The following is a 25,528-nucleotide window of genomic DNA, read 5'->3' on the forward strand; positions in this document are numbered from 1 at the left end:
GTGAAGGCAATGGACTCGACCTCCTCGTTCGACGCGCGTCGGCTGGCGAACACGCCGATCGCCATCGTGGGCATGGCAGGCCTGTTTCCGCAGGCCCGCAACGCCGGCGAGTACTGGCAGAACATCGTCGACGGCGCGGACTGCACCACCGAGGTGCCCGCGGATCGTTGGCGGATCGCGGACTACTACGACCCCGACCCAACGGCGCCGGACAAATCCTATGCCAAGCGGGGCGGCTTCCTGCCCGACATCGATTTCAGCCCGATCGAATTCGGCATTCCGCCGAATCTGCTCGGCATCACCAGCACCTTGCAGACCCTGAGCCTCATGGTCGCCCGCGACGTGCTGCGCGACGCGGGGGTCGAGGGTTCTTCCTGGTACGACCCGGCGCGCACCGGTGTCGTGCTCGGCGTCGTCGGCTGCGTCGGGCTCATGCATCCGCTGGCCATGCGACTATCCTCGCCCGTCCTGCGTGAGGTGGTGCGCAGTTGCGGGCTGACCGACGCCGACGCCGAGGAGATCGCCGACCGTTTCGCCAAGGCGTTCGCGCCGTGGGAGGAGGACAGTTTTCCCGGGCTGCTCGCCAATGTGACGGCCGGGCGCATCGCGAATCGGTTCGACCTCGGCGGCATGAACTGCACCGTGGACGCGGCCTGCGCCGCCTCCCTGTCCGCGGTGCGCATGGCCGTCGCCGAACTCGTCGACGGCCGCGCCGACATGATGATCACCGGTGGCGCCGACACCGAGAACTCGATCTTCACCTACATGTGTTTCAGCAAGACCGGCGCGCTCTCGCATTCGGATCGGGTGCGCCCCTTCGATCGCTCCGCCGACGGCACGCTGCTCGGCGAGGGCATCGGTATGCTCGCGCTGAAACGCCTCGCCGACGCCGAACGCGACGGCGACCGGATCTACGCGGTCATCCGCGGTATCGGCTCCTCCAGTGACGGCCGGGCCAAGAGCATCTACGCGCCGCGCGCCGAAGGGCAGGATCTCGCGCTGCGCCGCGCCTACGCCGACGCGGGCTACCCCATCTCGTCGGTGGAGTTGTTCGAGGCGCACGCCACCGGGACCGCGGTCGGCGACCGCACCGAGATCGCCGCGCTGACCGGCGTGCTCGACGATTTCACCGCCGACCGCGCCTATGCCGCCATCGGCAGCGTCAAATCGCAGATCGGGCACACCAAGGGCGCCGCGGGCGCGGCGAGTCTCATGAAGACCGCGCTGGCGCTCCACCACAAAGTGCTACCGCCGACCATCGGCGTCGAGCAGGCCAATCCGGCGCTCGACGGCGGCCCGCTCTACCTCAATGCCGCCGCGCGCCCGTGGATACGCGATCCTCAGCGGCCCGTCCGCCGCGCGGGCGTCTCGGCAATGGGCTTCGGCGGCACCAACTTCCACATCGCGCTGCAAGAGTACGGCGACACCGTGGACGTGCCGCTGCATCGCCGCGCGCGGGTCCGGCTGTTCCACGCACCCGATGTCGCCGGACTGATCGCCCTGCTGCGTTCGGATCGCGCACCCTCGACCGCGCCGGCACCGCCGAATTCGCCCCGTCTCGCGATGGTTGTGGCCGATCCGGCGGCCGGGGACGAATTGCGCACGCAGGCAGCGGATCTGCTCGAGCAGCGGTCCGACGCCGCCGAGTGGTCGACGCCCAACGGCATCTACTACCGGGCGCGGGCACTGCCCGAACCCCGGGTCGGCGCGCTGTTCGCCGGTCAGGGCAGTCAGTACGTCGGCATGGGAAGCGCGCTGACACTGAGCAATCCGACGGTCCGCCGCGCCTTCGACGAGGCCGAGGAGACCTTCGCGGGCAGCGACTCGCGCCTGAGTACGGCGGTTTTCCCCGTGACGAAGGATTCCGACGGCGAGGAGATACTGCGCCGCACCGAATTCGCGCAGCCCGCCATCGGCGCGCTGTCCGTCGGTCAGTTCCGCGTCCTGCGCGAGCTCGGACTCGAGTGCGCGGCCTATCTCGGTCACAGCTTCGGCGAACTCACGGCCCTGTGGGCGGCGGGCGCGCTGGACGATGCCGACTACTTCCGGCTCGCGCGGGCACGCGGCGCGGCCATGACACCGGCCGCCGGGACGGCGGACGGCGGCACCATGGCGGCGTTGCAGTGTTCGGCCGAGCGGGCGCGGAAACTGCTGGCCGAGGTGCCCGAAGCGAGTATCTGCAACTACAACGCCGCCGACCAGATCGTCGTCGGCGGGCCGACCGCGCAGGTGGACCGGCTCGTGGCGATCTGCCACGAGGCGGGGGTCAAGGCTCGGAAATTGCCGGTGTCCGGTGCATTCCACACCTCATTGGTGGCACATGCCGTCGCCGCCTTCGGCCCCGAGGTCGAGCGGACCGAGGTGCGCGAGCCCGCCGGCCGGGTACACGCCAACACCGCGGGCGCGGCCTACGGAGCCGATGTGGCGGCCAACCGCGCGATCCTCGTCGAACATCTGCTACAGCCGGTGGACTTCGTTGGCGGCCTGACCGCCATGATCGAGGAGTCCCGCTGCAATATCCTGGTCGAATTCGGTCCGAAACAGGTGCTCACCCAGTTGGCGCGGCGCACCGTCGGCGCGGACGTCGTGACCTTGGCCGTCGATGCCGGACCGCTCGGCGACGGCGATGTGGCCCTGCGCCGGGCCGTGGCCCAGCTCCTCGTACTCGGCGTCGATCTCGCCGTACCCGTCGAGGCCGCGCCGCGCCCGCCCGCCGCGACGGGGGCGGTAGTGCTCACCGGCGCGGAATACGTGCCCGATTCCCGCCGCCGCGCGTACGTCGAGGCGATCGAGAAGGTCTACGTCCCCGAGCCCGTCGCCGCGGCGCGCGATGCGGTCCGCGCCGCTGCCGAGGCCGCGCCCGCGCCGCGCATCGAACCCGCGCCGCTCGCGGCGACCGCGGATCTCGACTCCACCCGGCAGGTCGCCGAGGTGCTCACCCGCCAGACCGATCTGCACAGCAGGTATCTGGAGGGTCAGTTGAGGGTCGCCGAGGAGCTGATGACGCTTCGGCGCGCGGACCATCGCACCTCCGACGGCTTGGCCGAGACCATCGCGGGGCACAGCGAGGCGATCAGCAGTGCGCATGCCGCCGCCAACACGGTGCTGGCGCGTCTCGCGCAGGTGGGTCTCGGTGCCGATGTCGCGGAATCCGCGCCACCTGGTTCGTCCGCGAACGGTCTGCCGCCGAACGGGTTCGTCCCCGAGGCGCACGTTTCCGTCGAACTGCCGGGGTTCCCGGTGGTGGTCACCGCACCCGCACCCGCACCCGAGACCGACGGCGTCGCCGCTGTCACCGTCTCGCCACGGGAAGCGCCGCGGTCCCCGAACGGTCTGCCCGCCACAGGCTTCGACACCGCGTCCCTGCGGGCCTCCGTGCTCGGGGTGGTCGCGGATCGGACCGGCTATTCGGTCGAGATGATCGACCCGGCAATGGATCTGGAGGCCGATCTGGGTGTGGACTCGATCAAGCGGGTGCAGATCGTGAGTGTGTTGCAGGAGCGTCACCCCGAACTGCCCGAACTCGGTCCCGAGGCGCTGGCCGAGCTGCGGACCATCGACCAGTTGGTCGACCAGCTCACCCGCGGTGTCGCCGTGTCCGCGCCCGCCGCGCTCACGACCGTGGAGCCGGGGTCGTTGCGGACCTCGGTGCTCGGAGTGGTGGCGGATCGGACCGGCTATTCGGTCGAGATGATCGACCCGGCAATGGATCTGGAGGCCGATCTGGGTGTGGACTCGATCAAGCGGGTGCAGATCGTCAGCGTCTTGCAGGAACGGTTTCCCGAACTCCCGGTCCTTGGGCCGGAGGAACTGGCGGAGTTGCGCACGATCGACCAGTTGGTCGAGCGGTTGAGTGGTGCGCGCGTCGCGCCGGATGGGGGTTCGCCGCGCGCGGTGCCGTCACCGGGTCCCGCCGGGGCGACCACCGAGATTCCGCGGCTGCCGATACGGGCCGTGCCATTGCCGCCGGTCGATCCGGCGCCCATGCCGTACGCCGAGCGCGCCGCCGTGGCGGTGGTGCGGCTGGGCGGCGACGCGATCGCGCTGTCGCGACATCGCGCGGCACGGAATTGGGGGGTGCGTGAACTCGTACTCGACACGACGGGCGAGTGGCTCGGCGCGGACTGGGACGACGAGGCGCTGGAGCGCACGCTGGCGGACTTCTTCGCCGCCGGTCCCGCGCCCGACGCCTGCGTGGTGGTGTTCGACCGTCCCGCGCAGGTCGGCGCCGCGGTACGGCGGCTCGCCGACGCCCTGCTCGTCGTCAAGCACGCCGCGGCGCGCGCGGCCGACTCCGGGGACCGCGCCGCGCTGATCCTGGTGACCCGCATCGACGGCAGACTGGGCGAACATCCCGACACCGGGGGAGCGGTTCGCATGCTTGGCGCGCTCGCCGCACTGGCGAAGACCGCCGCCGCCGAGAATCCCTCGCTGTTCACGAGAATGCTCGACCTGCATCCGTCCATCGCCGACGAAGCGGTCGGCGCTCATCTCCTGAGCGAGATGTGCGATGCCGCGCGAACTCCCGCCGCCGTGGGTATCGACGCCGACGGAACCCGATGGACGGTCGCGCCGATACCCGACACGGAACGCGTCGACGCCGGGCCGGGCCTGAGCGCCGACGATGTCGTCCTGGTCACCGGTGGTGGCCGCGGTGTCACGGCGACCTGCGCGGTGGCACTGGCCCGCGCCGTGCCCGCGGAATACATCCTGCTCGGTCGCACCGACATCGAGCAGCCGCAGCCGCGATGGGCCGACGGCGTCGCCGACGCCGACCTGGTGCGCGCCATGGTCGAAGACCACTCCCGCGCGGGTGCGACACCGCATCCGCGTACCGTCGAGGCCACCTGCGCCCGCGTCCGCGCCGCCAGGGAGATCACCGAAACCCTCCGGTCGATCGCCGAGACCGGTGCGACCGCACGCTACCTGCGGGCCGATGTGGCCGACGCGGAGGCCGTCGCGACGGCACTCGCCGCCGACCGCGACCGAATCGGCGTGATCGTGCACGGCGCGGGCGCGCTTTCGGACGGGTTGCTGGCGCGCGAGTCCGGCGCCGACATCCGCCGCGTCTTCGGCCCCAAACTCGCCGGTCTTGCCGCGGTTCTCGGGGCGGTCTCGCCGGCGACCCTGCGACGGGTCGTGCTGTTCGCGTCGGTGGCGGGCGTCTACGGCAACACCGGTCAGGCGGACTACGCGGTGGCAAACGAGGCCATGAGCCGCTGGCCCGTCGCCGGTGCCGGGCTTCTCGCCCTGGCATGGGGCGCCTGGGACGGCGGCATGGTCACCGCCGACCTGCGCGCCCTCTTCGCCGCCCGCGGCGTACCGTTGCTCCAACCCGACGCGGCGGCAGCCGCGTTCGTCGCCGAACTCACCGAAGGCGCGGGCAGCGGCGAGGTTCTGCTCGCCCCGCCCGTTCCCCTCTCCGCGACTGTCCGGCCCACGACGGACGCGGCGCATATCGCCTGCCGCGATATCGCCGCGCTGGCCGACGATCCCGTACTCGACGCCCATCGTGTGGGCACAACCCCGGTCCTGCCCGCCGTCTACGCCATCGGCTGGATGATCGCGGTCGCCGAATCGGCGTATCCGGGGCTGCGCGTGGTCGCCGTCGAGGACTTCGAGGTGTTGCGCGGCATCACCTTCGAGGGCGCCGAGGACCGGCGACACCACGTCCGACTCGACGTGCGCTCCGTGCGCGACGACGGGGCGAGCGTGACCGCGAGCATCGGTGACGGCCACCCGGCACGGGGCGCATCCGGCGGGGGATCGGCCCGATACCGCGCCGTCCTCACCCTCGCCGCACGCACTTCGAGCCGCCGCCGTGCCGAAATCGATTTCGCCGCACCGGAATCGGGAATTCACTTCGAGTCGGGTGATCGGCTGTACCGCGACGGAATCATCTTCCACGGACCGCTCCTTCAGGGCATCCGCACCATCCACGAGCGCAGCGCCGACCGGCTCACGGTGACGTGCCGTATGCCCGGACCGGTCGCCGACCGTGGTTACGCGGGCGAGTTGTACCATTGCGCCCCGGCCGATTTCGTACTCCAGGCCGCGGTTGTCCTTGCCGCCGAGACCGGCACGGTCGGCTGGCTGCCGCTGGCGATCGACCGGTTGGATCTGTGGGCCCCACTGCCCCTGGACGATTCGTTCGTCATCCGTGTCGACAAAGTGTCGACCGCGCCGAATCGCCTGCGCGTGGATGCCGAGGCGCGTGCCGCGAGCGGCGAGGTATTCCTGCGCGCCTCCGGCATCACGGTGGTCACCACTTCGGGACTCGACGAGAAGTTCCGCGCGGGCGTGCGCACCTGGAACTCGACCGCATCGGAGGCGGGCCATGTCGACGCGTGAAACCCGCCCCGCAGGCGATACGATCGTCATCGAGTTCGACGAATTGGACTGGGCGCGAACATCCGATGACGGTGCGGTGTCCTCCCGGAGCGCGGCGACGCCCGCCGGGAAGCGCATCGCGGAACTGGCCCGCCGCCTGCACCGCGGCACCGCCGACGCCCACCGTGACGCACTGGCCGCCCAGCAGGCGCTGCAACTGCTGCTCGTCCGCGGCCTCGGTGACCGAAGAGTCCCGCCGCCGCGTGCGGTCCCCGCGTCCGGCCGCTGGTTCGACATCGACGCGGGCCTACCGGTCGAACGGACCGATCCGCCGCCCGGTCCGCACATGTGGCCGCCGCGCCGCACCGCCTTCGAACCGCTGGCGCGCAGCAAGTCCCGCGCGCTGGACCGCGACGGACTCGCCGCACTGACCCGCGGCGACCTGGCCGCCGCATTCGGCCCCGCCTACGCCCAGCCCGGCTGCAACGACCGGGTCGCCTTGGCCGCGACGGACCCGCTGGTCCTCACCGCCGTCACGGATCTCGACCATCGCGGCGGCGCGAGCGGGCAGGGCTCGTGCCGGGCGCGCCTGGCCGCATCGCCGCACGACGCCCGCTCGCGGGTGACGGCAGCTCGCCAAGCGGTCGAGGCGCTGGCGTTGTATCTCGGCCTGACACTGTGTTTCGCCGACTGCGAGCTGGCTTTCGGGCTGCCCGACGACGCGGTCTCGATCGACCTGCGCACACCGACCATGCGCATCGACTCCGACGCACCATCCACTGCCGTACACGTCGAGGTCGTCTCGGTCGACCTCGTTCCGCTGCCCTGGCTGGCCGCCGACGTCACCTTCGTGGCCGACGACGGCACGACCACGGCGGTGATCCGGGGCCTCGGCACGCACGCGCGCCCGCGTCCCGGTGCGGTGCTCGGCCCGGGGCCGGGCGGTGTCGTCACCGAGTTCCTCGGCCGGTTCAATGCCGACGGCGTCCCCGCCATGCTCAGCGAATTCAATATCGCCCACATCGCGCACGGCGATCAGGCACTGGCCATGGGCCCCGAATTCGGCCGGTTCTCCGATATCCCCGCCGTGCGGTTGCCCAGTCGCGACCTGTTGCTGGTCGACAGGGTGATGTCGCTGGAGGGCACCCGCGGCGGAATTCCCGATGGGGCAGGCTGGCGCACCGAATACGATTCGCCACCCGACGCCTGGTACTACCGCGAGAGCGCCAACGCGGGCATGCCGAACTGCGTGTTCATGGAGTTCTCGTTGCAGGCCGCCGCGTTCCTCGGCCCCTATCTCGGCGGCACACTGCTCGGCGGCGGCACGGAGTCGCTGCGGCTGCGCAATCTGGAGGGGCGCGCGAGCGTGCTGCGCGAGGTCGAGTTGCGCGGAGCCACCATCGGCCAGCGCAGCGCCATCACCTCGACCTCCATCACACCCGGCGCGTTGCTCCAGGAATTCGCCTACGAATCCTCCGTCGGCGGCGAGCCCTTCTATCGCGGCACCTCGCTGTTCGGATACTTCAACGACGAAGCGCTGGACAATCAGATCGGTCTCGACGGCGGGCGCGAGACGCGGATGTGGCTGGCGGGGTATCCGCACCTGTCCTCGCGCACCATCGACGTGGCCGCTCGCCGCCGCGCGGAGAACCCGCGCGTCGCCTGCTCCACCGGCCGACTGGCTCTGTTGGACACCTTCTCGGTGGTCGACGGCGGCGGCAGTGCGGGACTGGGATATCTGCACGCGGTGCAACAGATCGACCCGAGCGCCTGGTATTTCGATCAACATTTCTATCTCGACCCCGTCATCCCCGGATCGCTCGGCGTCGAGACGATTATCCAGGCAATCCAGGAATGGGCCGTCGACACCGGGCTGGACGACGGTCTCGACCGACCGGAATTCGTTGTCCCGGTCGGTGTGGAGCTCCGTTGGAAATATCGGGGACAATTCCTGCGCACCGATACGCCGATGCGGTTCGAGGTGCATATTCTGAATGTGGAACGCAGGCCCGGCCGGGTGCGGATAATCGCCGAGGCCAGTATCTGGAAACCCGGCATGCGAATCTACTGGCTGGAACAGGTTCCGGTGGAATTGCGGGCGAAGGACGCACCCGCCTGGTGAATGCGACAACCGACGATGCGACTGCCGATCATCCCGATTCGGTCGGCAGTCGCACCTGCGCGCCCGCCGTTGCCAGCGCGTCGACGAAACGCATCAGCAGCGAGGTTTCTCCCGACGAACGCCAGATCGCGTGCAGCGCGAGCCGCGGTGTCGGCTCGATCAGCGGAATATTGACCAGCTGCCGCCCGCCGGGCGCCCGCCCGGCGTCGGCGGCCATGCCGAGTCCGGTCGCGAAACCGACCATGGACCGGCCGAGGACCATCGCGTTCGCATGCCAGCCGTCGGAGACGAATTCGGCGACATTGAGATCGACGCCCGCGTGCGTGGCCCCGCCCGCGATGGCGTCGTACATCATCGGACTCTGGGCGCGTTCGAAGAGAATGCACCGGCGATTGCGCAGGTCGACGAAACGCACCGCCTTGCGCCGAGCCAGCGGATCGGCGGCCGTGACCACCACCTGCACTTGGAGCGTATGCAGTTCGCGTGCCGACAATTCCGAGGCAAGCGGCCTACCCGAGGTGAGGGCGATATCGAGTTCGCCCGCGCGCAGCGCCGTGAGCTGCGGACCCGATTTCAACTGCTGGAGATGTACGTGCACGCGCGAGGATTCGGCCTCGATCGCGGCGACCGCGCCCGGCAGTACCGTGCGGCTGGCGATCGAGCTGTAGCCGACGCGCAACGACCCCATGCGCCCGACCGCGGCCATCTGCGCGTCCGCGCGGGCCTGCTCGAATTCGAGCATCGCATTGCGCGCCTTCGCCAGAAACGCCTGGCCGCCCGGGGTCAGTTCGACAACTCTGGAATTCCGGTTGATGAGTTGTACTTCGAGATCCCGCTCGAGAAGTTGAATATGTTGACTGAGCGTGGGCTGGCTGATGTGGACACGTTTCGCCGCTCTGCTGAAATGTAACTCTTCCGCGACAGCCAGAAAAGATCGGATGTGTCGGATTTCCATGTCTTGCTCGATTCGCGCATGCTGGAGTTCGACTCGTGCCACGGCGTCATGGCATCGAAAATCTTAATGATCGATCTTGAACCAGGGGGAAAGCTCTGTCGAACTATCAGTACCGAGGCGGATTGTCGGTACCGATATGCTGGTAGATTCTGTATCGTCGCCATCACTGCCGCTTCGTCGCCGATCGTGGCGAGAATTCCTGTCCGAGCATCCTTGCCCGGTATGCTGTCGTCCGGTGCGCCGTCGGTCGCGTGTGCCGTCCGGTGCGCCGATGATGGGTCATCGCAGACTTTGATTGTCTCGAATTTATTGGGTAACAGAAGCATTCGTCCGGCTCGCGAGCGTCCTCGTAGTACGACGACTTCCCGACTCGTCCGAATTCGACTGGGGGCGAGACGTATTCGTGGCAATGGGTGTCGTCGTGAAGTGACGGCCGTCGCGATGGCCGACGTGTCGACGTCGTAGCGGGGTCGCTCTCGGCGCACGCGGGCGAACAGGTCACGACGGATCGGCATTCCGATATTGTGCCCCGCGTCGGTCTCGGCGTCCCGGGCGGCGGCGCCCGGCGGGCAACCCTTCCGCGACCGGCGGAGCGCGGTCGATCGGCGGATGTGCGAGCCGGTTGCCGAAATAGTTCGAGAGCAGTGCCTTTTCGGTGAAACGCGGTCGGGTCCCGAGCGTCGGGTTGGGGTGTTCGCCGTGCCGCGGTGTGTGGCTATTCCCGAAATCCGGACCCCGGACGGCCCGTGCCGTGGCGCGCCCCGGTAGCCGATCATGACCGAGGGCGGTGGTCGGCCCCGCTGTCCGACCGTCGACTATCGACCCGATCCGAAGCGGCTCCGGTCGCATACGGGCCGGGCCGGGGTTCGGTACTGGACAGCGGCCGCATCCTGGTCCAAACTAGAATCAATTCTAGTCTTAGTGTTGGAGGCGACATGGTGGCGGTGGCCGAAACCGACGTCGACCCTGTGCGGGCGCCGTCGTCGATGGTCGAGCGGATCACCTCGATCATGGAGGTATTCGATTCCGCGCACTCGACCCCGAGTCTGGAGCAGGTCAGCAAGCGTTCGGGTCTGCCGAGATCGACCGCATACCGAATTCTCGAGCAGTTGATCGCGCGGGGCTGGGTCGTGCGCGTGACGAACGGCTACCGTCTGGGCGCGCGGTCGCTGCGGCTGGGCAACATGGTCGCCGACGAGGACGCCCTGCGCGCCGCCGCGGCGCCGGTCCTGCGCGATCTCGCGCACCGATGCGGGCGCGCGGTGCAATTGGCGGTGCTCGACGGGAACGACGTCCGGTATCTGGAGCGCCTCGGCGGTCCGCTCGCGGTGCCCCGCGCGCCCGCCCACCGCACCGCACCGGGGCGCGCGATACTGGCCGTGCTGGACCCGCACGAGGTGGACGGCCGTTATCGCGCGGGCGGTGAGTCCGCGCAGGCCGAACTACACGCGGATCTCGCGCGGGTGCGGTCGCGGCACGGAATCGCCGTGCAGCACATGGTGTCCGGTGCTCGCGCGATCTGTATCGCGGCACCGGTGCGCGGCCCACGCGGCCTGCTCGCGGCGGTTTCGGTACTCGCCGACGCCGAGACGCGCGTGGAGTACCTGAGTCCCTTGGTCGCGGCGGCGGCGCGTGCCGTGCAACGCGACCTGACGTCCGGCTAGCCGACGTGCGCCCCGCCCCTTCGAGAACGTGGAGGTCGAGATGGCACGAGTCGCGCAGACCCGCGACGCCGCATCGCCCATATCCCCCCGGCAAGCGGCCCGGCGCGCGCAGATCCTGGACGCGGCCGCGGCACTCGGGTCCGGCGCCGATTACGATCGCGTCCAAATGGCCGACATCGCCAAGGCGGCAGGTGTCGCCCTTGGCACCCTCTACCGCTATTTCCCCTCCAAGACACATCTTTTCGCGGCGCTGTTCCAGGACCGCATCGCGCGCTTCGTGGGCGACGACTGGTCGCGGACCGGCGCGGACCGCGCCGCGGTGGTCGGCGCCAATCTCGCGGCGCTGAATCGGAGTCTGCTGGCCGATCCGCGACTGTGCTCGGCCATGTTGCGCGCGACCGCCGCCGGATACATGAACGACCTGCCCGCCGACACCCTGTGGCTGGAATCGGAATCGGCTCTGACACAGGCGATTCTGGACACCGTTGGCATCACCGAGCCGAAACCGGCCGATCACGGCGTCGTGCTGCTGCTCGTCTACAGCTGGTGGGGTGTGCTCGCTTCCAGTCTGAGCAGTCGCATGTCCGCCGAACGGGCCGAACGCGAACTGCGCACCGCCGCCACTCTGCTGCTGGCGGGCCACACCCGCTGAGCCGATTCCACTCAGCGAAATCGGCAGGGGCCGAATCCCGTTCGCCCGGGCTACCGTGCCGTACATACCCACCGCCGGACCACCGGCGGCACGCCGATCGCGGAGGTGCGAACATGGCACACACAGTTCTGGAACGGGTCGAGGCCATCGCGGAACGATTGGCGGACACGGCCGAGGAGACCGAGCGCCTCGGACGGTTGTCCGACGCCAGTGTCGGATTCGTCCGTGAGGCGGGCGTCATGCGCCTGCTGCAACCCGTGGAATTCGGCGGTCACGCCGCGCATCCCCGGGATTTCGCCGAGGCGGTCATGGCGGTGGCGCGCCGTTGCGGTTCCACCGGCTGGGTGTGCGGAGTCGGCGGATTGCACCCGTGGGAAATGGCGCTCATGGACCCCCGGTTGCAGCGGGAGGTCTGGGGGGAAGACCCCGACACCTGGATCGCCTCGCCGTACGCCCCGCAGGGGGTGGCGACACCCGCCGACGACGGCTACCGGCTGACCGGCCGATGGAACTTCTCCTCCGGCACCGACCACTGCGCGTGGATCTTCCTCGGTGCGGTGCTCGCCGACCGCGACGGCCGACCCGTGACCCCACGCAAGACACTGCACGTGGTGCTGCCGCGTGACGACTACACCATCGTCGAGGATTCCTGGGACGTCATCGGACTGTGCGGGACCGGCTCCAAGGACATCGTGGTCGACGGCGCGTACGTGCCCGCCTACCGCACGGTGGACTCCGACGATGTCGCGGACGGGAGCCGCGCCGATCGGGTCGGGCGCACCGAAACCGTCTACCGGCTGCCGTTCTGGTCCATCTTCCCGCTCGGCATCACCGCCGCCGTGATCGGCATCGCCGAGGGCGCGCTCGACGCCCACCTCGCCTATCAACGCGGTCGCACCATGATGACCGGCACGAAGATCGTCGAAGATCCCTACTCGCTCTACACGATCTCCGAGGCCGCCGCCGATATCGCGGCCTCCCGCGGCCAGCTGCTCGACGGCATCTGCCGCCTCTACGACCTCGCCGACCGGGGCACGGAGATCACCTTCGCCGACCGGTCGCTGGTGCGCCGCAATCAGATTCGCGCCGCTTGGCGCGCGGTCTCCGCGGTCGACGCCATCTTCGCCCGATCCGGCGGCAACGCGGTCCGGCGCAGCAATCCCGTGCAGCGCTTCTGGCGCGACGCGCACACCGGGCTCCAGCACGCCATCCATACCCCCGGCGCCACCTACCACTCGACCGCGCTCACGTCCATGGGCGTCGAGCCGCAGGGCCTGTTCCGCGCCATGATCTGAGGGTGCGCCGGTAACGCGGCGACCTGGGTCGATGATCGCCACGGTGAACGACGACCTGGCGATATTGCCGCACGCGGAATACACTCCGCGGCCGTCCGGTCCTCGCCCCGGCAGAACCGCGACTACCCGGCGCATTCCAGGCGCGGAACACTAGCGCTCGACGTCGCGCCAGATCAACTGGGCCAATTGTTCGCGGTCGGCGGCGTCGAGCTTGGTGCACGCGCGGTAGATGTGGCCTTCGACGGTGCGGACCGAGACGCCGAGCCGTTCGGCGATCTCGCGGTTGGTCAGTCCGCGGGCGACCAGCGCGGTGATCTCGCGTTCGCGTCCGGTGATGGGCAGCGGCTTGGAGGCGGCGACGATGGCGGGGGTGGTCGCGCCGTCGCATCTGGTGGCCAGGCCGAGGGCGCGGGCGGCGGACTGGGCGCTGAGGCGGCGCTGTCCCGCGCGGTCGTGGACGGGCACGGCCTGGGCGGCGGCGTCGGCGGCGGACGGGAGCAGACCGGCGGCCTCGAACTCCGCGCTTACCTTCGCCAGTGCTTCGGTGTCGTTGTGCGTGAAGGCGGCCGCGTGCCGGGCGTAGATGCCGGCCACCGGACCCTGCACGCGTCCGGCGATATCGCCGAGGCGGTGGGCGACGGTGCGGTCGCCGAAACGCACCGCGTAGTGCAGCGCTTCGGCCTCGAGCGCGTATTGCCCCGCGCTGTGGGCGATATCGGCGGCCTTGCGGGCCAGTTCGACCGCGGAATGGCGGCTGTGCGAGGCGGCGGCGAGCCAGGCGCGGGCGATCACGCGCTGCGGCTCGTGCAGGGCCAGATGCCGTCCGCTGTGCTCGTCGGCGTCGTTCAGAACCCGTTCGGCCTGTTCGACATCGCCGAGGGTGGCGTAGGCGCGGGCCAGCAGCAGCCGCGCCGGAAGTTGCCAGGGCAGTGTCTCTTCGGCGTTCAGCGCCGCCAGCGCCTGTTCGAAGGCGGTGATCGCCTCGCGGAACCGGCCGCGGGCGGTGGCGACGACACCGGCCGCGATCTTGGCGATCGCCCAGCCGAGAAACTGTCCGGCGGAGGAGAAGTGGCTGTATTCGGTGGCGCGCCGGTCGGCGAGGTCGAGATCGCCGACGGTGGTGAGCGCAAGCACGTCGCAGTAGCGCACCATGACCCGGATCATGCCGTCGGTGGCCTTCTGCTGCGCCCGGCTACGGGACGCGATCGGCGCGAAATCCATGCCGCGCCCGGCCACCGGCATGGCCAGACCGGCGGCGAAGGCGGCGAAGTCGACGGCCTGCCGCGGAGCGTCCTTATCGGCGAGAACCTTTTCGGCGGCGGCGATTCCGTCGGCGATACGGTTCTCGTGCACCGCCATCATGGCGCCCGCGCCCGCCACAACCAGGCGCAGCGCGGGATGTTCGACCCTTGCGTTCATCAGATCGATCAGTTCGAGACCGCGGTCGACCTCGCCCAGTGACCAGAACAGCAGACTGGCGCGCGGAATGCCCCACTGGACAAGTTGCAGCTGATCGAGACTGTCGGGATCGAAACCCGCGAGGATCTCGTCGGCCTCGACCGGCCGACCCTGCCACAGCAGGGCGCGGGAGAGCAGCTCGGCCGCGGGCAACCCGGCGCCGCGCTCGTGGGCCGCGCGGGCGAGTCGTTCGCCCAGCGGCAGATTCGACAGCGCGACCGCGTCTTTGGCGGCGGTGATCAACAGCTCGATGTCGATGGGCTGATCACTGTCGACGCACAACTGGGCCAAGCGGATGCGGTTCGCGGCGGTGCTCAGATCCTGGTCGCGCAATTTGGCGACGATCCGCCCGCGCCGGGTGCGCGCCGAGGCGGTGCCGATCCGGCGGCGCACCACATCGCCGAGCAGCGGATGGCTGAAGCGCGCGCTGAGCGGTCCGCTGTCGCGGCCGGTGCGGATCAGCCCCGCGATCTCGGCGGCGTCGACGGCCTGCTCGCCGACGAGTTCGGTGAGAATGTCGATATCGAGCGGTTCGTAGATGGCCAGCATCTTCAGCGCGTCCATGACCGCGTCGCCCGCGCGCGCCAACCGCTCATCGAGCAGCGCGGCCAGGCCGGAGGGCACCGCGGTGGCGCCGCGCAACTGCCACACGCCGTTGACCTCGGTCAGATTCCCGGCCTCGAAGGCGCCCTCGACCATATTGCGCAGGAACAGCGGATTGCCGCCCGAGGACTCCCACATCACGTCGGCGCTGAGACCTTCGAGTGTGCCGTCGATGACGGTTTCGACCAGGTTGACGCACTGGCGTTTGGTCAGCGGCTCGAGTTCGACGCGCTGGAGGTAGCCGTCCTTCCACAGCGAGGTCACCGCGTCCGGGACCGGTTCGCCGGTGCGGACGGTGGCGACGATGTGCGCGGCGCGGTCCACGGCGATCTGGTGCAACAGGGTCGCGGAGAGTTTGTCGAGCAGGTGCGCGTCATCGACGCCGATGACGGTGTCCGGTTCGGCGACAAGGTTTTCTCGCGCCGAGGACAGCAGTGCGATGGGATCGCGCGAGGCCGACGGGGCCACCCAGGGCGCGAACGCGCCAAGCGGAATCGCCTGGGAGGACTCGGTGCAGGCCGCCCACCGCACCGGAACCGTCAGCATCGAGGTGACCAGCCGCGCGAGCGTGGTCTTACCTATGCCCGCGGCGCCCACGAGCACGACACCGCCTGCGCCGCGGCTCGTCAACGCCGCGTGGACCGCTTCGAATTCGACGGGGCGGTCGAGCAGTTGCCAGCGGTCACCCATGGTTTTGAAGTGTAGGTCTTGCCCTGCGGCGTCGCGACGGGTGCCACCGCTCGTCGCGTGCCCGCCATCACCCGCCGCGTCGGGCGCATGTCCCGGATCGGCGGGCGTGCCGGAGTCATCGCGGAAGGTCGGCGGGACCGCTCGGCTCGATGCGCGGTGCGTTGTTCACCTCGTGGCGGTAGTTGCTCGATGCCTCGTAGACGCGCTTCTTGAGCCGGTTGATCGATCCGAGCGGACGGTGCAGGTCCAGACCGCGCCAGGAGTTGAAGGACAGCACGTCGTCGCCATAGGCGCGCCGCTCGGGGGTGTAGGGATCCTGCGGCTCGAATCGGATGGTCGCGACCGCGCGATGCGGAGATGCCTCCTCCGGCCACGGCACCGTCGCGTCCTCGATCGGCATGACGTCCGGGTCGGTGCACAACTGCACACGCAACTCGTATTCGGCCGCGTGCGCGGCGAAGAAGTCCACGATCGCGTCCCGGTGGGCGTTGATGCCCTTGTCCGGTCCGACGGGCAGCCCCGCCAGCGCCGCGACCTCCGGCGAGGACGGCGCGTAGAGCATCTTGGCGACGTGATCGCCGTAGCGCAGCGGCGCCGATGAGTAGAAGGTCTCGCCGAGTATGTGGGTGTTGGGCCGGACGAAGACGCTCAGATTGGCGGGCAGGGGCCGGTCGATGCGCCGCAGCACGCGCTGGTCCAGCGCCGAGAGCAGCGTGCTGCCGGTCTGCAGCAACGGGTCGGGCAGGCGGGCCAGCACCCACGCCGTCGGCATTCCCTTGGTGAGGTACTCGTGCGCGTCGGCGAAGAGGAATTCCCGGTGGGTGACCATGATGAAGTCCTGCGTGGTCGCCGTGTCGTCGGGCAGCGCGCGCGGGCCGGGCACGCCGAGCACCTTGATCCCGAGACCGCGCACCCCGCGCAGTTGATCGCTGCGGATCACCCCGGAAGTGCTCGACAGCCGCGCGATGACGGGATACGTGGCGGGCGTGGCGAACATGCCCTGCGCCAGTTCCGTGGCCAGACCCGAGTGCACGGTCAGCTCGCCGCGCAGGATGCCGTGACTCTTGGCGTGCGCGTCGCGCAGACCGTGCTTGTAGCGGCGATAGGCGCGTTCGTTGTTGTCCCGCAGCACCGCGATGATCCTGTCGATGATCTGTTCCTCGTCGACCCGTGGACGTTCCAGATCGTCGCGGTAGCGCAGGTAGGTCTGCTCGGTGCGCGGCCGTGCCACGTCGGTCATCGCGGGTCGGTTCCTTTCTCGGCGCGCATCCGGTCGACGCTGCGCCACGGTGCGAACGGATTGGCGACGCCGTCGAGGGCGGGCGCCAGCGTGGGGAAGTGGCGCAGCAGCACACTGCGCATATCGTTGTCGCGCACCCAGGCCATCCCGGCCTCGGTGTAGATCTCCGGTCGGAAGTCGGTGGTGAAGTAGCGATCGCTGGACAGCCGCCGCGAGGCCATCAGGATGAACACCCGGAACGCGGTGTCGCTGAAGCCGAATCCCGGCGGCTTGGGTTCGGCGAACAGGCCGACCATGAGATCGACCTGTTCGACGTCGCCGTAGACCTCGCGCAGTTGCCGCGCCCACAGCGGATTGTCGGTGAGTTCCTCGAAGGACGGCGCGGGGGCCAGGCGCAGCTGACGGCGGAACTCGTTGTAGCGCGGCACACCTCGCTCACGGATCCGCAGGATGTCGACGGTCGCCAGATCCATGAGCGGATGGTCCGGGCGGGTCAGATTCTGTAGGTGGCGCGGATAGTTGTGCAGTGTCAGCGCACCGGGATTGGCGCGCCCGAACGAGTAGAACAGATCCGGCATCGACGTCTCCGCGAGGCGTTCGCGCACATTGGCGACCAAGAGGTCGGGAAGTTCGTGTTCGGCCAGGACGCTGTCGTCGGCGAGACTGCGCACCGTGAACTCGTCGGGAATGAGCGGGTGCATCCGGTACACCGAGACGAATTCCTCGGTCAGCGAATACGGTACGCCGTGGTCGTCGGTCTCGGAACCCGGTATGCCGCAAAGGATCTCGTTGTCGCTGACCCTGCCGAAACGGCGCTGAACCGTCTCGCCGAGCAGGCCGAACCAGTTGGCGCGCATGGCGGCGACCGTGGTCGGATGCGAGATGATGGCCGGTGTCCAGTCGACGGTGTGGATCTTGGCGATCAGCGCCGAGTTGATCAGGCGCGCGGTGTCGTAGAGCTGTTGATCGGTCATATCCGGGTAGCGGCGTTCCAGGCGTGCGCAGATCGCGTTGTGCTCGCGCATGAACAGCGAGTGCAACAGTGCCAGACCGACCCAGAAATTGGCCGCCGCTTCGGTGAGCGCCATGAGGTCCCGCACGTCGAACGGCGGCAGTCCCTGGTCGTCCATCTTCAGTCGCCCGCCCCGGCCCGATCGCAGCGCCGCCGCGAATTCGGCTGTGCTGCCGTAGATCTGGGAGGCGTCCCACCAATGGGTGTCCTCGGTGACGTAGGTCGGCGGATCCTGGGGATCCGGCGCGGGCACCGAGACGGTGCGGTTGACGGTCATGGGCCGCAGCGGCCACGGGTCGTCCTCGTCGAGGGTGACGGCGAAGGGCTCGGCATCGGTGTCGCCGTGGCTGAGCCAGTCGTGCACCTCGAACTGGATCCAGGCCGCCGCCAGCAGGTTCAATGTGGTCGCGGGTTGGAATTGCTCGCGTGCCAATAATTTCCGGCTGACGAGGCGCGGCTCCGGATGCAGTATCCGGCTCTCGTCCTCCGGGCGGGTGTGCTCGATCGGGAAGTTGCGCCCGAACCTGCATCCCACCGAACCCGTCCGCGGCGCGGCGAGGGCGTTGTAGGTGCCGTCGACGGTGCGCGCGCGCAGGTATTCCGCGTCGGCCGCCGCGTCGGCGGGCAGCGGACCCTCGGGGTGCGGGCCGGTGTCGAACAGATTCTCCGAGCGGAGTCCGGCGCGTAGTCCGACCAGGACCGCCAGCCCGAGCGGGGTGGGCAGCCGGGACCAGCCGATCGCGCGGTCGACCGACTCGGCGGCTCTCACCAGCAGGCGAACGGCGGCTTTCGGTGTGCGGCGGCGGGTGGGCGGGGGCGTCGGCAGTGCCCGGACCATCAAGGACCTCCACGTGGCAGCGGCGAGTCGGTGGCTCGCCCTGGATCGAATCGGTGCTCAGTCTGTGAGTCGGGTGCGATACCCGTCACGAGTAGTGGACTACTCCAAACCATGATCGTCCACGAGGGAAGCGGCGCGCCGCGGATCGAATCGCTCGGCGAGCGTTGCAGGGTCGGTCTGCCCCGCCGCGGGACGCGGGTAGCCGCCACTCGTCCGATGCGATGCGAGCACGCTCGACGTCGTCCCGGTTACCCGCGTTTCGAGACGCCGTGGTCGCAGAGCGGCGCGGGCCGTCATCACCGGGCAATCGGGTAGCGCGGTACGCGCGCCGGTCGCCGCCCGGGTGGGCGAGGCTGTCCACGACGATGCTGTGGGCCGTGGGAGGCTCCCGCGCGGAAACGGGAAGGGCACTCGGTGATAGTTCCGATCGGAATCAAAGTCAACCTCGACGGGCGGGTCGCCGAGGCATTGACCCGATTGGGGTGCGCCGAGCGGACCGCCGTCACCCGCGACATCTGGTTCGCCGAAGCGCACGGCGGGCCCGGACCCGCGCTGTTGACCGGCCGTATCGTGATCCGGCTGCGCAGCGGCGGCCCGTACGACGATCTCACCGTCAAACTGCGTCCCTGCCTGCGCCCCCAGTTGACGGGGCGATGGACCGCGCCGTTCGACGCCGACGGACTGGAATACCGCATAGCGGCCGACTGGTGCGAGGATCGGCGCACCCTGTCGGCGTCGGCGCTCGGCCGTCGACCGCGCGGATCGGTTCGCCGGGTCGCGCGTCGCGGCGTGGACGTCATATCCGCCCTGGAATCGGCCCAACGTCAGTTCCTGGTGAGCTGCACGCCGCCAGGTGTGGCGGTGGATCGGCTTGTGGTGCTCGGGCCGGTCGCCTCGACCAAGTGGACGGCCGTTCGGCTCGACGGTCTCGAAGTCGACGTCGAGAGGTGGCAGGTCGGCGAGCTGGACATGCTCGAACTGCTCCTGCGCGTAATCCCCGTTCCCGGGGAGTCCCACGCCGACCTGGAAAGCCGCGCCGCCCTCGACCAGCGCGTCTTCGAATCCGCGGTGCGCGCCGCCGGCCTGCGCATCGCCGCAGGCCCGACCAAGACCGAACGGGTTCTCACCGCCCTCACGGCACGCCCGACCCACCCCTGACTCCCGCGTCGATCCGCAGTCATTCCGCTGCACCGACTCGCCGTCGCGGATGGAGTCGATATCGAGTGCCGACCCGCCCTGACCGTCAGGCGGTGGTCGAACACATGTCGAGGTAGACCGCTCGACATGAACATCGGTTCGGAATCGGCGAATTCGCCCGCGCGACCCGCGGGGCACGGGCGGTTCGGCCGATACGGATCAGTATTTGAGGGCGCCGGCGTCCACGGCGATCTGGTTGCCGGTGGTCGAGCCGGATGCGGGACTCGCGAGCCAGGCGACGATGTCGGCGACCTCGTCGGGGGACATGAAACCGCTGCGGCCGTCGGAGCCGTCCCGGGTGGCGGGGCGGTAGGGGACGGGCGGGAAGCTGTGCAGGAAGGACGGGTATTCGGCGAACAGTTTCATCATGGCGTCGGGATCGATCATGGGCGTGTCGACCGAGTACGGGTGGATGGAATTGACGCGGATGCCGTATTCGCCGACCTCGAGTGCGAGCGCGTTGGTGAGGCCGACCAGGCCGTGTTTGGAGGCGGAGTAGTGGCCGTTGCCGGGGGTGGCCTTCAGGCCCGCCGAGGAGCTGACGATGACGATCGATCCGCCGTTGCCTGCCTCGATCATGGCGGGCACCGCGGCACGGACGGTGCGCCAGGTGCCGTTGAGGTTCACGTCGACGACGGTGTCCCACTGTTCTTCCGACATCTCGAACAGCCGTGCCCAGCTGAGCACGCCCGCGTTGGCGACAAGGACGTCGAGGCGGCCGAACTGCTCGACGGTGTCGGCGACGACGGCCTGGAGGGCGGCGAGATCGCGGATGTCGACCTCGCGGGCCAGGACCTTGCGCCCGGTCTCCTCGACCAGCCGCCGGGTCTCGGCGAGATCCTCGCTGTTCGCGGGCGGGTAGGTGATGCTCTCGGAGACGGATCCGCAGATATCGATGGCGACGACATCCGCGCCGTCGCGGGCCAGCCGCAGGGCGTGCGCCCGGCCCTGACCTCGGGCGGCGCCGGTGACCAGGGCCACCTTGCCGTGCAGTGTCGGCTCTGAACTGCGCATTCCGGTATCCGCCTTCATCGGGAGACCTCGGTCTCGGTGGGGCTCGACACGCCGCGGGACCGGACGTCCACGGACTGGGAGCGTGGTCGTCTCGTCGTCGCGGTCATGAGAGTGGACGGTAGTATTTACACCTGTCAGATTCAACAGGCGGTCTCACTCCGCGGACCGCCGCCGCCGGGTTCGTGACCACGCCCGACCCGTCCCGATGGTCAGCGTGACGCGGAAGGTCCGAGTTCGGCGACCGGTTCCGGGTCGGCGGGTATCGGATGGTCGTGTCGGGGCAGCAGCAGGGGGGTCGCCAGGAGGAGTACGCCTGCGGCGGCGAGGGCGGTGCGGGGGCTGGTGGTGGCGGCGAGGATTCCCCAGAGGGCGGTGAGAGCCGCGGTGGTGGTTCGCGAGGTGATCGTCCAAGCCGAGAGGGTGCGGGCGGCGCGGTCGGCGGTGGTGCGTGCGAGCCGGTAGGTGGCAATGAGCGGATTCGAGATGCCTATGCAGAGGATGAGACCGAATTCGATCACGATGACCGCGACGAGCCCGGCGGTACCGTGCCCGACGAAGGTCAGACCTATCGGCCAGCAGGCGCGTGCGGTGCCGCCCGCGAGCATGACGCGGTGGCCGCCGAAGCGGGTGGCCAATGGGCGCGACAGCCGGGCGCCGACGAGTCCGCCGAGGCAGGGGACGGCGAAGGCGAGTCCGTACTGCCATGGCGCGAAACCCAGGTCGCCTACCAGTAATACGGCGAGTACGGGCTCGGTCGCGAGAATCAATCCTGAGAAGAGCGCCGAGTTGAGAAGCATGGCGCGCAGTCCACGGTGGGCGAGGATGAACCGCCATCCCTCGAGGAGTGCGCCGGTGCGCGTTACGGAATCGCGGGTGATCACCGGATGTGGGTCCGCGCCGCCGATGGCGCGAATACCCAAGGCCGACAACAGATAGCTCACGGCGTCGGCGGCCACCGTGACCACCGGCCCCACCAATCCCATTGCGGCGCCGCCAAGCGGCGGCGCGATCGTCTGCGCGCTCCACATCGTCGATTCGAAGCGGGCGTTGGCGGTGAGCAGATCCTCCGGTCGCACAATCGTTTTCAGGTAGGCGCCGCTCGCCGCACGGAAGGTGATGTCGGCCGCGGCGGCGACGACCGCCGTCACCAGTAGATGGACGTAGCTCAATGCGCCGAACGCGTAGGCGGCGGGAATACTTGCCAGCATCACGAACCGGGACAGGTCCATCGCCATCATGACCGGCCGTTTGCGCCGGAACTCCACCCACGGACCGAGCGGAACGGCGATCAGCGCGCCTACCGCCACGCCCGTGGCGGCCAGCGCCGACACCTGCGCGGGCCCCACGTGCAGCACGCCGATCGCGATCAACGGCAGCGCCCCGAATCCGAACCCGGTCCCGTACACGCTGACCGCATAGGATGCCCACAGCCACCTGAACCGACGATCAAGCGATTCGCCGCTCACCGATGTGCCACCTCGTTTCCGCAACCGCGCGCCGAATACCCCGGGATGTGACCAGGCCGTCCGCGGCGGATCGAACAAGCGGATTCGGTCGGCCGCCTTGACCCGGGCCGAAAAGTTACTTTACGGTCGGCAAGTCGAATGCACGGTTTCGAGGCGGATCGCCGACCGCGGGTCGGGAAGGCAAGGGTATGAAGCGCAGTAACCCCCGCCCCTTCCGCCTCCGCTCGGCCGCCGTCGCGGCGACGACACTCGGCCTGTTCGTGTTCGCCTGGATCGCCAACGCTCCGATCACGCACGCGGAGAACGATTTCGACGCCGAGGAACAGAGCATCGCCGACTACATCCACGCCGGTCTGCGCGGCGGGCCGGTCGGGGGCACCGGATCGGCGTGCGCCTCGGGAAGCGGCGCGGGATCGGGGAACGGTTCGGGCAACTGTTACGGCAGCTCCGGTTCCGCCGCTGGCTCTTCCGGCGGATTCGCCAGCGACACCGTGGGACACGGTCCGCCGATGAGCGTGTGGACCACCGCCTTCGCCTACGGCCTTTCCCATCCCGACCTCGCCCCGCCGGGCGCCAACGACTGGCACTGCGAACCGTCGCCGCGCCATCCCCGGCCGGTCGTCCTCTTGCACGGGACCTGGGAGAACGCCTACAACAATTTCGCGTACTTCAGCCAACCCCTCGCCGATGCCGGATTCTGCGTATTCGCGTTCAATTTCGGCCGGACCGGCCTGCCGCAAGGCGGCGGCGTCGTCTCGGTGCTGCCCGGCGCCAACGGAAACGGCTACATCCAGGATTCGGCCGTCCAACTCGCCGGCTTCGTGGACCGCGTGCTCGCGGCGACCGGAGCCGAGGAGGTCGACATCATCGGTCATTCGCAGGGCGGCGCAATGGCCAACTGGTACACCAAATTCGACGGCGGCGCGGCGAAGGTCGGCCACCTCGTCAGCTACGGCGCCACCCACCACGGCACCACCGCACTCGGGATCGGCGCGCTCGGCCGCGTCATCAACAACGCGGGTATCGACGTCATCGGCTTCGCCGAATTGGCGGTGGGTCACGCCGCCGCCCAGCAGGTCATCGGATCGGACTTCCTCACGCGGCTCAATGCCGACGGCGACACCGTGCCCGGCGTGGACTACACCGTTGTCGCCACCCGCTACGACCAGTTCAACACCAACTTCGACCTGACCTTCCTGCACCCCGGCCCCGACGCCACCGTCCGCAATATCGTTCTCCAGGACAACTGCGAACAGGATCTGTCCGACCATCTGACCATGATGTACTCCCCACGCGCACTGTCCATCGCCCTCAACGCCCTCGACCCGACCGGCCACCCCGACCTCACCTGCACCTTCAACCCCTGGCTCGTGGGCGGCGACGGCCACCTCTGAACTTTGTCACCGAGTCTGCGAGGATTTCGGGGTGCTGTCCAATCCTCTGCCGAAGGTCGGTCGGTGGCTGGGGACCCAGCCGTGGGTGCTGCGCTCGGCGCGGTTCGTGTTGCCCGCGGAGCGGATACTCCGGGCGGTGAGCGGGCGTCGGTTCGGGGTGCTCGACCTCGCCGGGTTACCGTCCATGCGAATCACCGTGGCGGGACGCAGATCCGGGCTGCCGCGCGAGACCTCGCTGCTCTATGTCCCCCGAGGCGAGGATTTCCTGGTCGTCGGGTCGAATTGGGGTAGTCCGAAACACCCCGTGTGGTCGGCGAATCTGCGTGCGGCGCAGTCGGCGTCGGTGCGGGTGCGCGGACGGTGTTTCGCGGTGAGCGTGACCGAACTCGTCGGTGCGGAGCGGGATCGGGCCTGGGACGCGGCGGTCGGGTTCTGGCCCGGCTACCGGGTCGAGGAGCGGTTGGCGGGCGGGCGGAGGTTCAGGATCTTCGAGCTTCGGCCGAGCCCTCGATGAGCCGATGTGCTCGCCGCCGCACTCGACGCGCGATCATTGCCCTTCGCGCAGTAATTCGGTAACCCGCACGGACGTCGCGTGCAGCCGGTCGAAAACCTCGAGCACGAGGGTCAGCTCCTCGAGGGTGAATCCCCTCATGGCGTCGCCGAATTCCCTGGCCAGCACCTCGTAGTGCGGCGCGATCTCCTCGATGCGCTCCGGGATCACGCTGATGAACACCCGCCTGCGGTCCTGATCGTCGTGTTCGCGGCGGACGTAGCCCGCTTTGAGCAGCCGGTCGATCATGCGGGTGATCGCGCCGGTGGTCAGGCCGGTGGCGGCGGCCAGCTCGCCCGCGGTGGCGGGACCGCCGAGCCGCAATATGTTGAGGCAACGCAGGTCGGTCACGTGCAGGCCGAGGCGATCGGCGACGGCCTGATGCATCATCACCGCGTCATTGGCGCTGCGCTGGGCGGCCAGATTCAGCCGCGTGCTCAGATCCGTGTGCTCCGACATCGCTTGACATCCTCGTCTTACTCGAACAGTATCTTACTCAATCAGATATTTACCGATTCAGTTAATGACTGGACGAGATCCTACCCGGAGGATATCCATGACCAGCGAGCACGCCGACGCACACGCGATCCGCGAACTCTTCGACCGCCAGGCGCGGGCCTGGCGCGACGGCGACGCCGCGGCATTCGCCGCCCTGTTCACCGAGGACGCCGACTACGTCACCTGGTTCGGCACCCACTCCAAGGGGCGGCGCGCGATCCATGAATCCCATATCCCGGTCTTCGAGAAGTACCTGAAGAACACCCGTCTCGACGGCGAGATCACCGGTCTGCGCTTCCTCGCCCCCGATGTGGCCCTCGTGCACGGCAAGGGCGCGGTGCTGAAAGGCAAGCGTAAGCGCACATTCCGTAACACGAAGGTGCAGACGACCGTCGTGGTGCGCCGCGACGGACAGTGGCGGATCGCCGCGTTCCAGAACACCAAATACCATTGGCTGCTCGCGAGATTCGCGGGACCGCCCGCCGAGGTATCGGGCGACTGAGCAGGCGTCGGGCGGCGGCGAACCATATTCGGGACGCGCTCTCCGGCC

At 69.2% G+C, this 25,528-nt stretch carries 16 protein-coding genes and 1 pseudogene; 9 read left to right on the forward strand and 8 right to left on the reverse strand.

Annotated features, from left to right (window positions below; translation table 11 throughout):
* Positions 1 to 9: 9 nt before the first annotated feature.
* Positions 10 to 6,351, forward strand: coding sequence for a type I polyketide synthase (locus tag APZ21_RS19280; RefSeq protein WP_054814730.1), 6,342 nt, complete (start codon positions 10 to 12; stop codon positions 6,349 to 6,351).
* Entirely contained in the window at positions 6,338 to 8,452 is a 2,115-nt protein-coding gene (locus APZ21_RS19285) for a hotdog family protein (RefSeq protein ID WP_054814731.1), read from the forward strand. Before APZ21_RS19280 ends, APZ21_RS19285 begins: the two co-directional genes overlap by 14 nt.
* Before the next feature lie 28 nt (positions 8,453 to 8,480).
* Here APZ21_RS19285 and APZ21_RS19290 read toward each other — a convergent pair whose 3' ends face one another.
* Entirely contained in the window at positions 8,481 to 9,194 is a 714-nt protein-coding gene (locus APZ21_RS19290; RefSeq protein WP_239476712.1) for a LysR family substrate-binding domain-containing protein, read from the reverse strand.
* A 39-nt stretch (positions 9,195 to 9,233) separates the two neighbouring features.
* Positions 9,234 to 9,407: pseudogene (locus APZ21_RS36380) on the reverse strand (LysR family transcriptional regulator); the annotation flags it as partial.
* Positions 9,408 to 10,342: 935 nt separating this feature from the next.
* Here APZ21_RS36380 and APZ21_RS19300 point away from each other — a divergent pair.
* The 3 genes from APZ21_RS19300 to APZ21_RS19310 all read left to right on the forward strand — a co-directional run bounded on the left by APZ21_RS19300 (position 10,343) and on the right by APZ21_RS19310 (position 13,018).
* On the forward strand, positions 10,343 to 11,071 hold the full coding sequence (locus APZ21_RS19300; protein WP_054814734.1) for an IclR family transcriptional regulator: 729 nt from the start codon (positions 10,343 to 10,345) through the stop codon (positions 11,069 to 11,071).
* A 40-nt stretch (positions 11,072 to 11,111) separates the two neighbouring features.
* Complete coding sequence (locus APZ21_RS19305) at positions 11,112 to 11,723, forward strand: TetR/AcrR family transcriptional regulator (protein WP_156371192.1); 612 nt, start codon at positions 11,112 to 11,114, stop codon at positions 11,721 to 11,723.
* Positions 11,724 to 11,836: 113 nt separating this feature from the next.
* Complete coding sequence (locus APZ21_RS19310) at positions 11,837 to 13,018, forward strand: acyl-CoA dehydrogenase family protein (RefSeq protein WP_054814736.1); 1,182 nt, start codon at positions 11,837 to 11,839, stop codon at positions 13,016 to 13,018.
* Between the two features lie 150 nt (positions 13,019 to 13,168).
* Here APZ21_RS19310 and APZ21_RS19315 read toward each other — a convergent pair whose 3' ends face one another.
* From APZ21_RS19315 to APZ21_RS19325, 3 genes are all read right to left on the reverse strand, one after another.
* The gene (locus tag APZ21_RS19315) at positions 13,169 to 15,769 is read right to left on the reverse strand and encodes a helix-turn-helix transcriptional regulator (protein WP_054814737.1); all 2,601 of its coding nucleotides are present in this window, start codon (positions 15,767 to 15,769) and stop codon (positions 13,169 to 13,171) included.
* 115 nt (positions 15,770 to 15,884) lie between these two features.
* Positions 15,885 to 17,009 (reverse strand): catalase family protein, encoded by a 1,125-nt coding sequence (locus APZ21_RS19320; protein ID WP_054814738.1) that lies wholly within the window; start codon positions 17,007 to 17,009, stop codon positions 15,885 to 15,887.
* Complete coding sequence (locus tag APZ21_RS19325) at positions 17,006 to 18,859, reverse strand: peroxidase family protein (protein ID WP_082393267.1); 1,854 nt, start codon at positions 18,857 to 18,859, stop codon at positions 17,006 to 17,008. Before APZ21_RS19325 ends, APZ21_RS19320 begins: the two co-directional genes overlap by 4 nt.
* Positions 18,860 to 19,273: 414 nt before the next feature.
* On the opposite strand from APZ21_RS19325, the gene APZ21_RS19330 reads away from it, so the two are divergent.
* Positions 19,274 to 20,017, forward strand: coding sequence for a hypothetical protein (locus APZ21_RS19330; RefSeq protein ID WP_054814739.1), 744 nt, complete (start codon positions 19,274 to 19,276; stop codon positions 20,015 to 20,017).
* A gap of 198 nt (positions 20,018 to 20,215) precedes the next feature.
* Here APZ21_RS19330 and APZ21_RS19335 read toward each other — a convergent pair whose 3' ends face one another.
* Entirely contained in the window at positions 20,216 to 21,070 is an 855-nt protein-coding gene (locus APZ21_RS19335) for a mycofactocin-coupled SDR family oxidoreductase (RefSeq protein WP_054814808.1), read from the reverse strand.
* Positions 21,071 to 21,279: 209 nt separating this feature from the next.
* Positions 21,280 to 22,536 (reverse strand): MFS transporter, encoded by a 1,257-nt coding sequence (locus tag APZ21_RS19340; protein WP_054814809.1) that lies wholly within the window; start codon positions 22,534 to 22,536, stop codon positions 21,280 to 21,282.
* Between the two features lie 188 nt (positions 22,537 to 22,724).
* Between APZ21_RS19340 and APZ21_RS19345 the strand changes: the two genes are divergently transcribed.
* Both APZ21_RS19345 and APZ21_RS19350 read left to right on the forward strand, forming a co-directional pair.
* A complete protein-coding gene (locus APZ21_RS19345; protein WP_082393268.1) occupies positions 22,725 to 23,930 on the forward strand; it encodes an esterase/lipase family protein in 1,206 nt (401 codons plus the stop codon).
* A 31-nt stretch (positions 23,931 to 23,961) separates the two neighbouring features.
* Positions 23,962 to 24,444, forward strand: a complete 483-nt coding sequence (locus APZ21_RS19350; protein ID WP_054814740.1) for a nitroreductase family deazaflavin-dependent oxidoreductase — start codon at positions 23,962 to 23,964, stop codon at positions 24,442 to 24,444.
* Between the two features lie 33 nt (positions 24,445 to 24,477).
* Here the strand turns inward: APZ21_RS19350 and APZ21_RS19355 are convergent, their stop codons facing one another.
* Positions 24,478 to 24,939, reverse strand: a complete 462-nt coding sequence (locus APZ21_RS19355; RefSeq protein ID WP_054814741.1) for a MarR family winged helix-turn-helix transcriptional regulator — start codon at positions 24,937 to 24,939, stop codon at positions 24,478 to 24,480.
* A gap of 97 nt (positions 24,940 to 25,036) precedes the next feature.
* Between APZ21_RS19355 and APZ21_RS19360 the strand changes: the two genes are divergently transcribed.
* Positions 25,037 to 25,480 (forward strand): SgcJ/EcaC family oxidoreductase, encoded by a 444-nt coding sequence (locus tag APZ21_RS19360; RefSeq protein ID WP_054814742.1) that lies wholly within the window; start codon positions 25,037 to 25,039, stop codon positions 25,478 to 25,480.
* The last annotated feature ends 48 nt before the right edge of the window (positions 25,481 to 25,528 follow it).

It is taken from the genome of Nocardia arizonensis (assembly GCF_001310275.1).
Lineage (GTDB): Bacteria > Actinomycetota > Actinomycetes > Mycobacteriales > Mycobacteriaceae > Nocardia > Nocardia arizonensis.

Coding starts and splice junctions, on each gene's coding strand:
- APZ21_RS19305 (WP_156371192.1), top strand. CDS start 11,112: ATGGCACGAGTCGCGCAGACCCGCGACGCCGCATCGCCCATATCCCCC.
- APZ21_RS19310 (WP_054814736.1), top strand. CDS start 11,837: ATGGCACACACAGTTCTGGAACGGGTCGAGGCCATCGCGGAACGATTG.
- APZ21_RS19320 (WP_054814738.1), bottom strand. CDS start 17,009: ATGACCGACGTGGCACGGCCGCGCACCGAGCAGACCTACCTGCGCTAC.
- APZ21_RS19315 (WP_054814737.1), bottom strand. CDS start 15,769: ATGGGTGACCGCTGGCAACTGCTCGACCGCCCCGTCGAATTCGAAGCG.
- APZ21_RS19325 (WP_082393267.1), bottom strand. CDS start 18,859: ATGGTCCGGGCACTGCCGACGCCCCCGCCCACCCGCCGCCGCACACCG.
- APZ21_RS19300 (WP_054814734.1), top strand. CDS start 10,343: ATGGTGGCGGTGGCCGAAACCGACGTCGACCCTGTGCGGGCGCCGTCG.
- APZ21_RS19280 (WP_054814730.1), top strand. CDS start 10: ATGGACTCGACCTCCTCGTTCGACGCGCGTCGGCTGGCGAACACGCCG.
- APZ21_RS19360 (WP_054814742.1), top strand. CDS start 25,037: ATGACCAGCGAGCACGCCGACGCACACGCGATCCGCGAACTCTTCGAC.
- APZ21_RS19335 (WP_054814808.1), bottom strand. CDS start 21,070: ATGCGCAGTTCAGAGCCGACACTGCACGGCAAGGTGGCCCTGGTCACC.
- APZ21_RS19290 (WP_239476712.1), bottom strand. CDS start 9,194: ATGCTCGAATTCGAGCAGGCCCGCGCGGACGCGCAGATGGCCGCGGTC.
- APZ21_RS19345 (WP_082393268.1), top strand. CDS start 22,725: ATGAAGCGCAGTAACCCCCGCCCCTTCCGCCTCCGCTCGGCCGCCGTC.
- APZ21_RS19355 (WP_054814741.1), bottom strand. CDS start 24,939: ATGTCGGAGCACACGGATCTGAGCACGCGGCTGAATCTGGCCGCCCAG.
- APZ21_RS19285 (WP_054814731.1), top strand. CDS start 6,338: ATGTCGACGCGTGAAACCCGCCCCGCAGGCGATACGATCGTCATCGAG.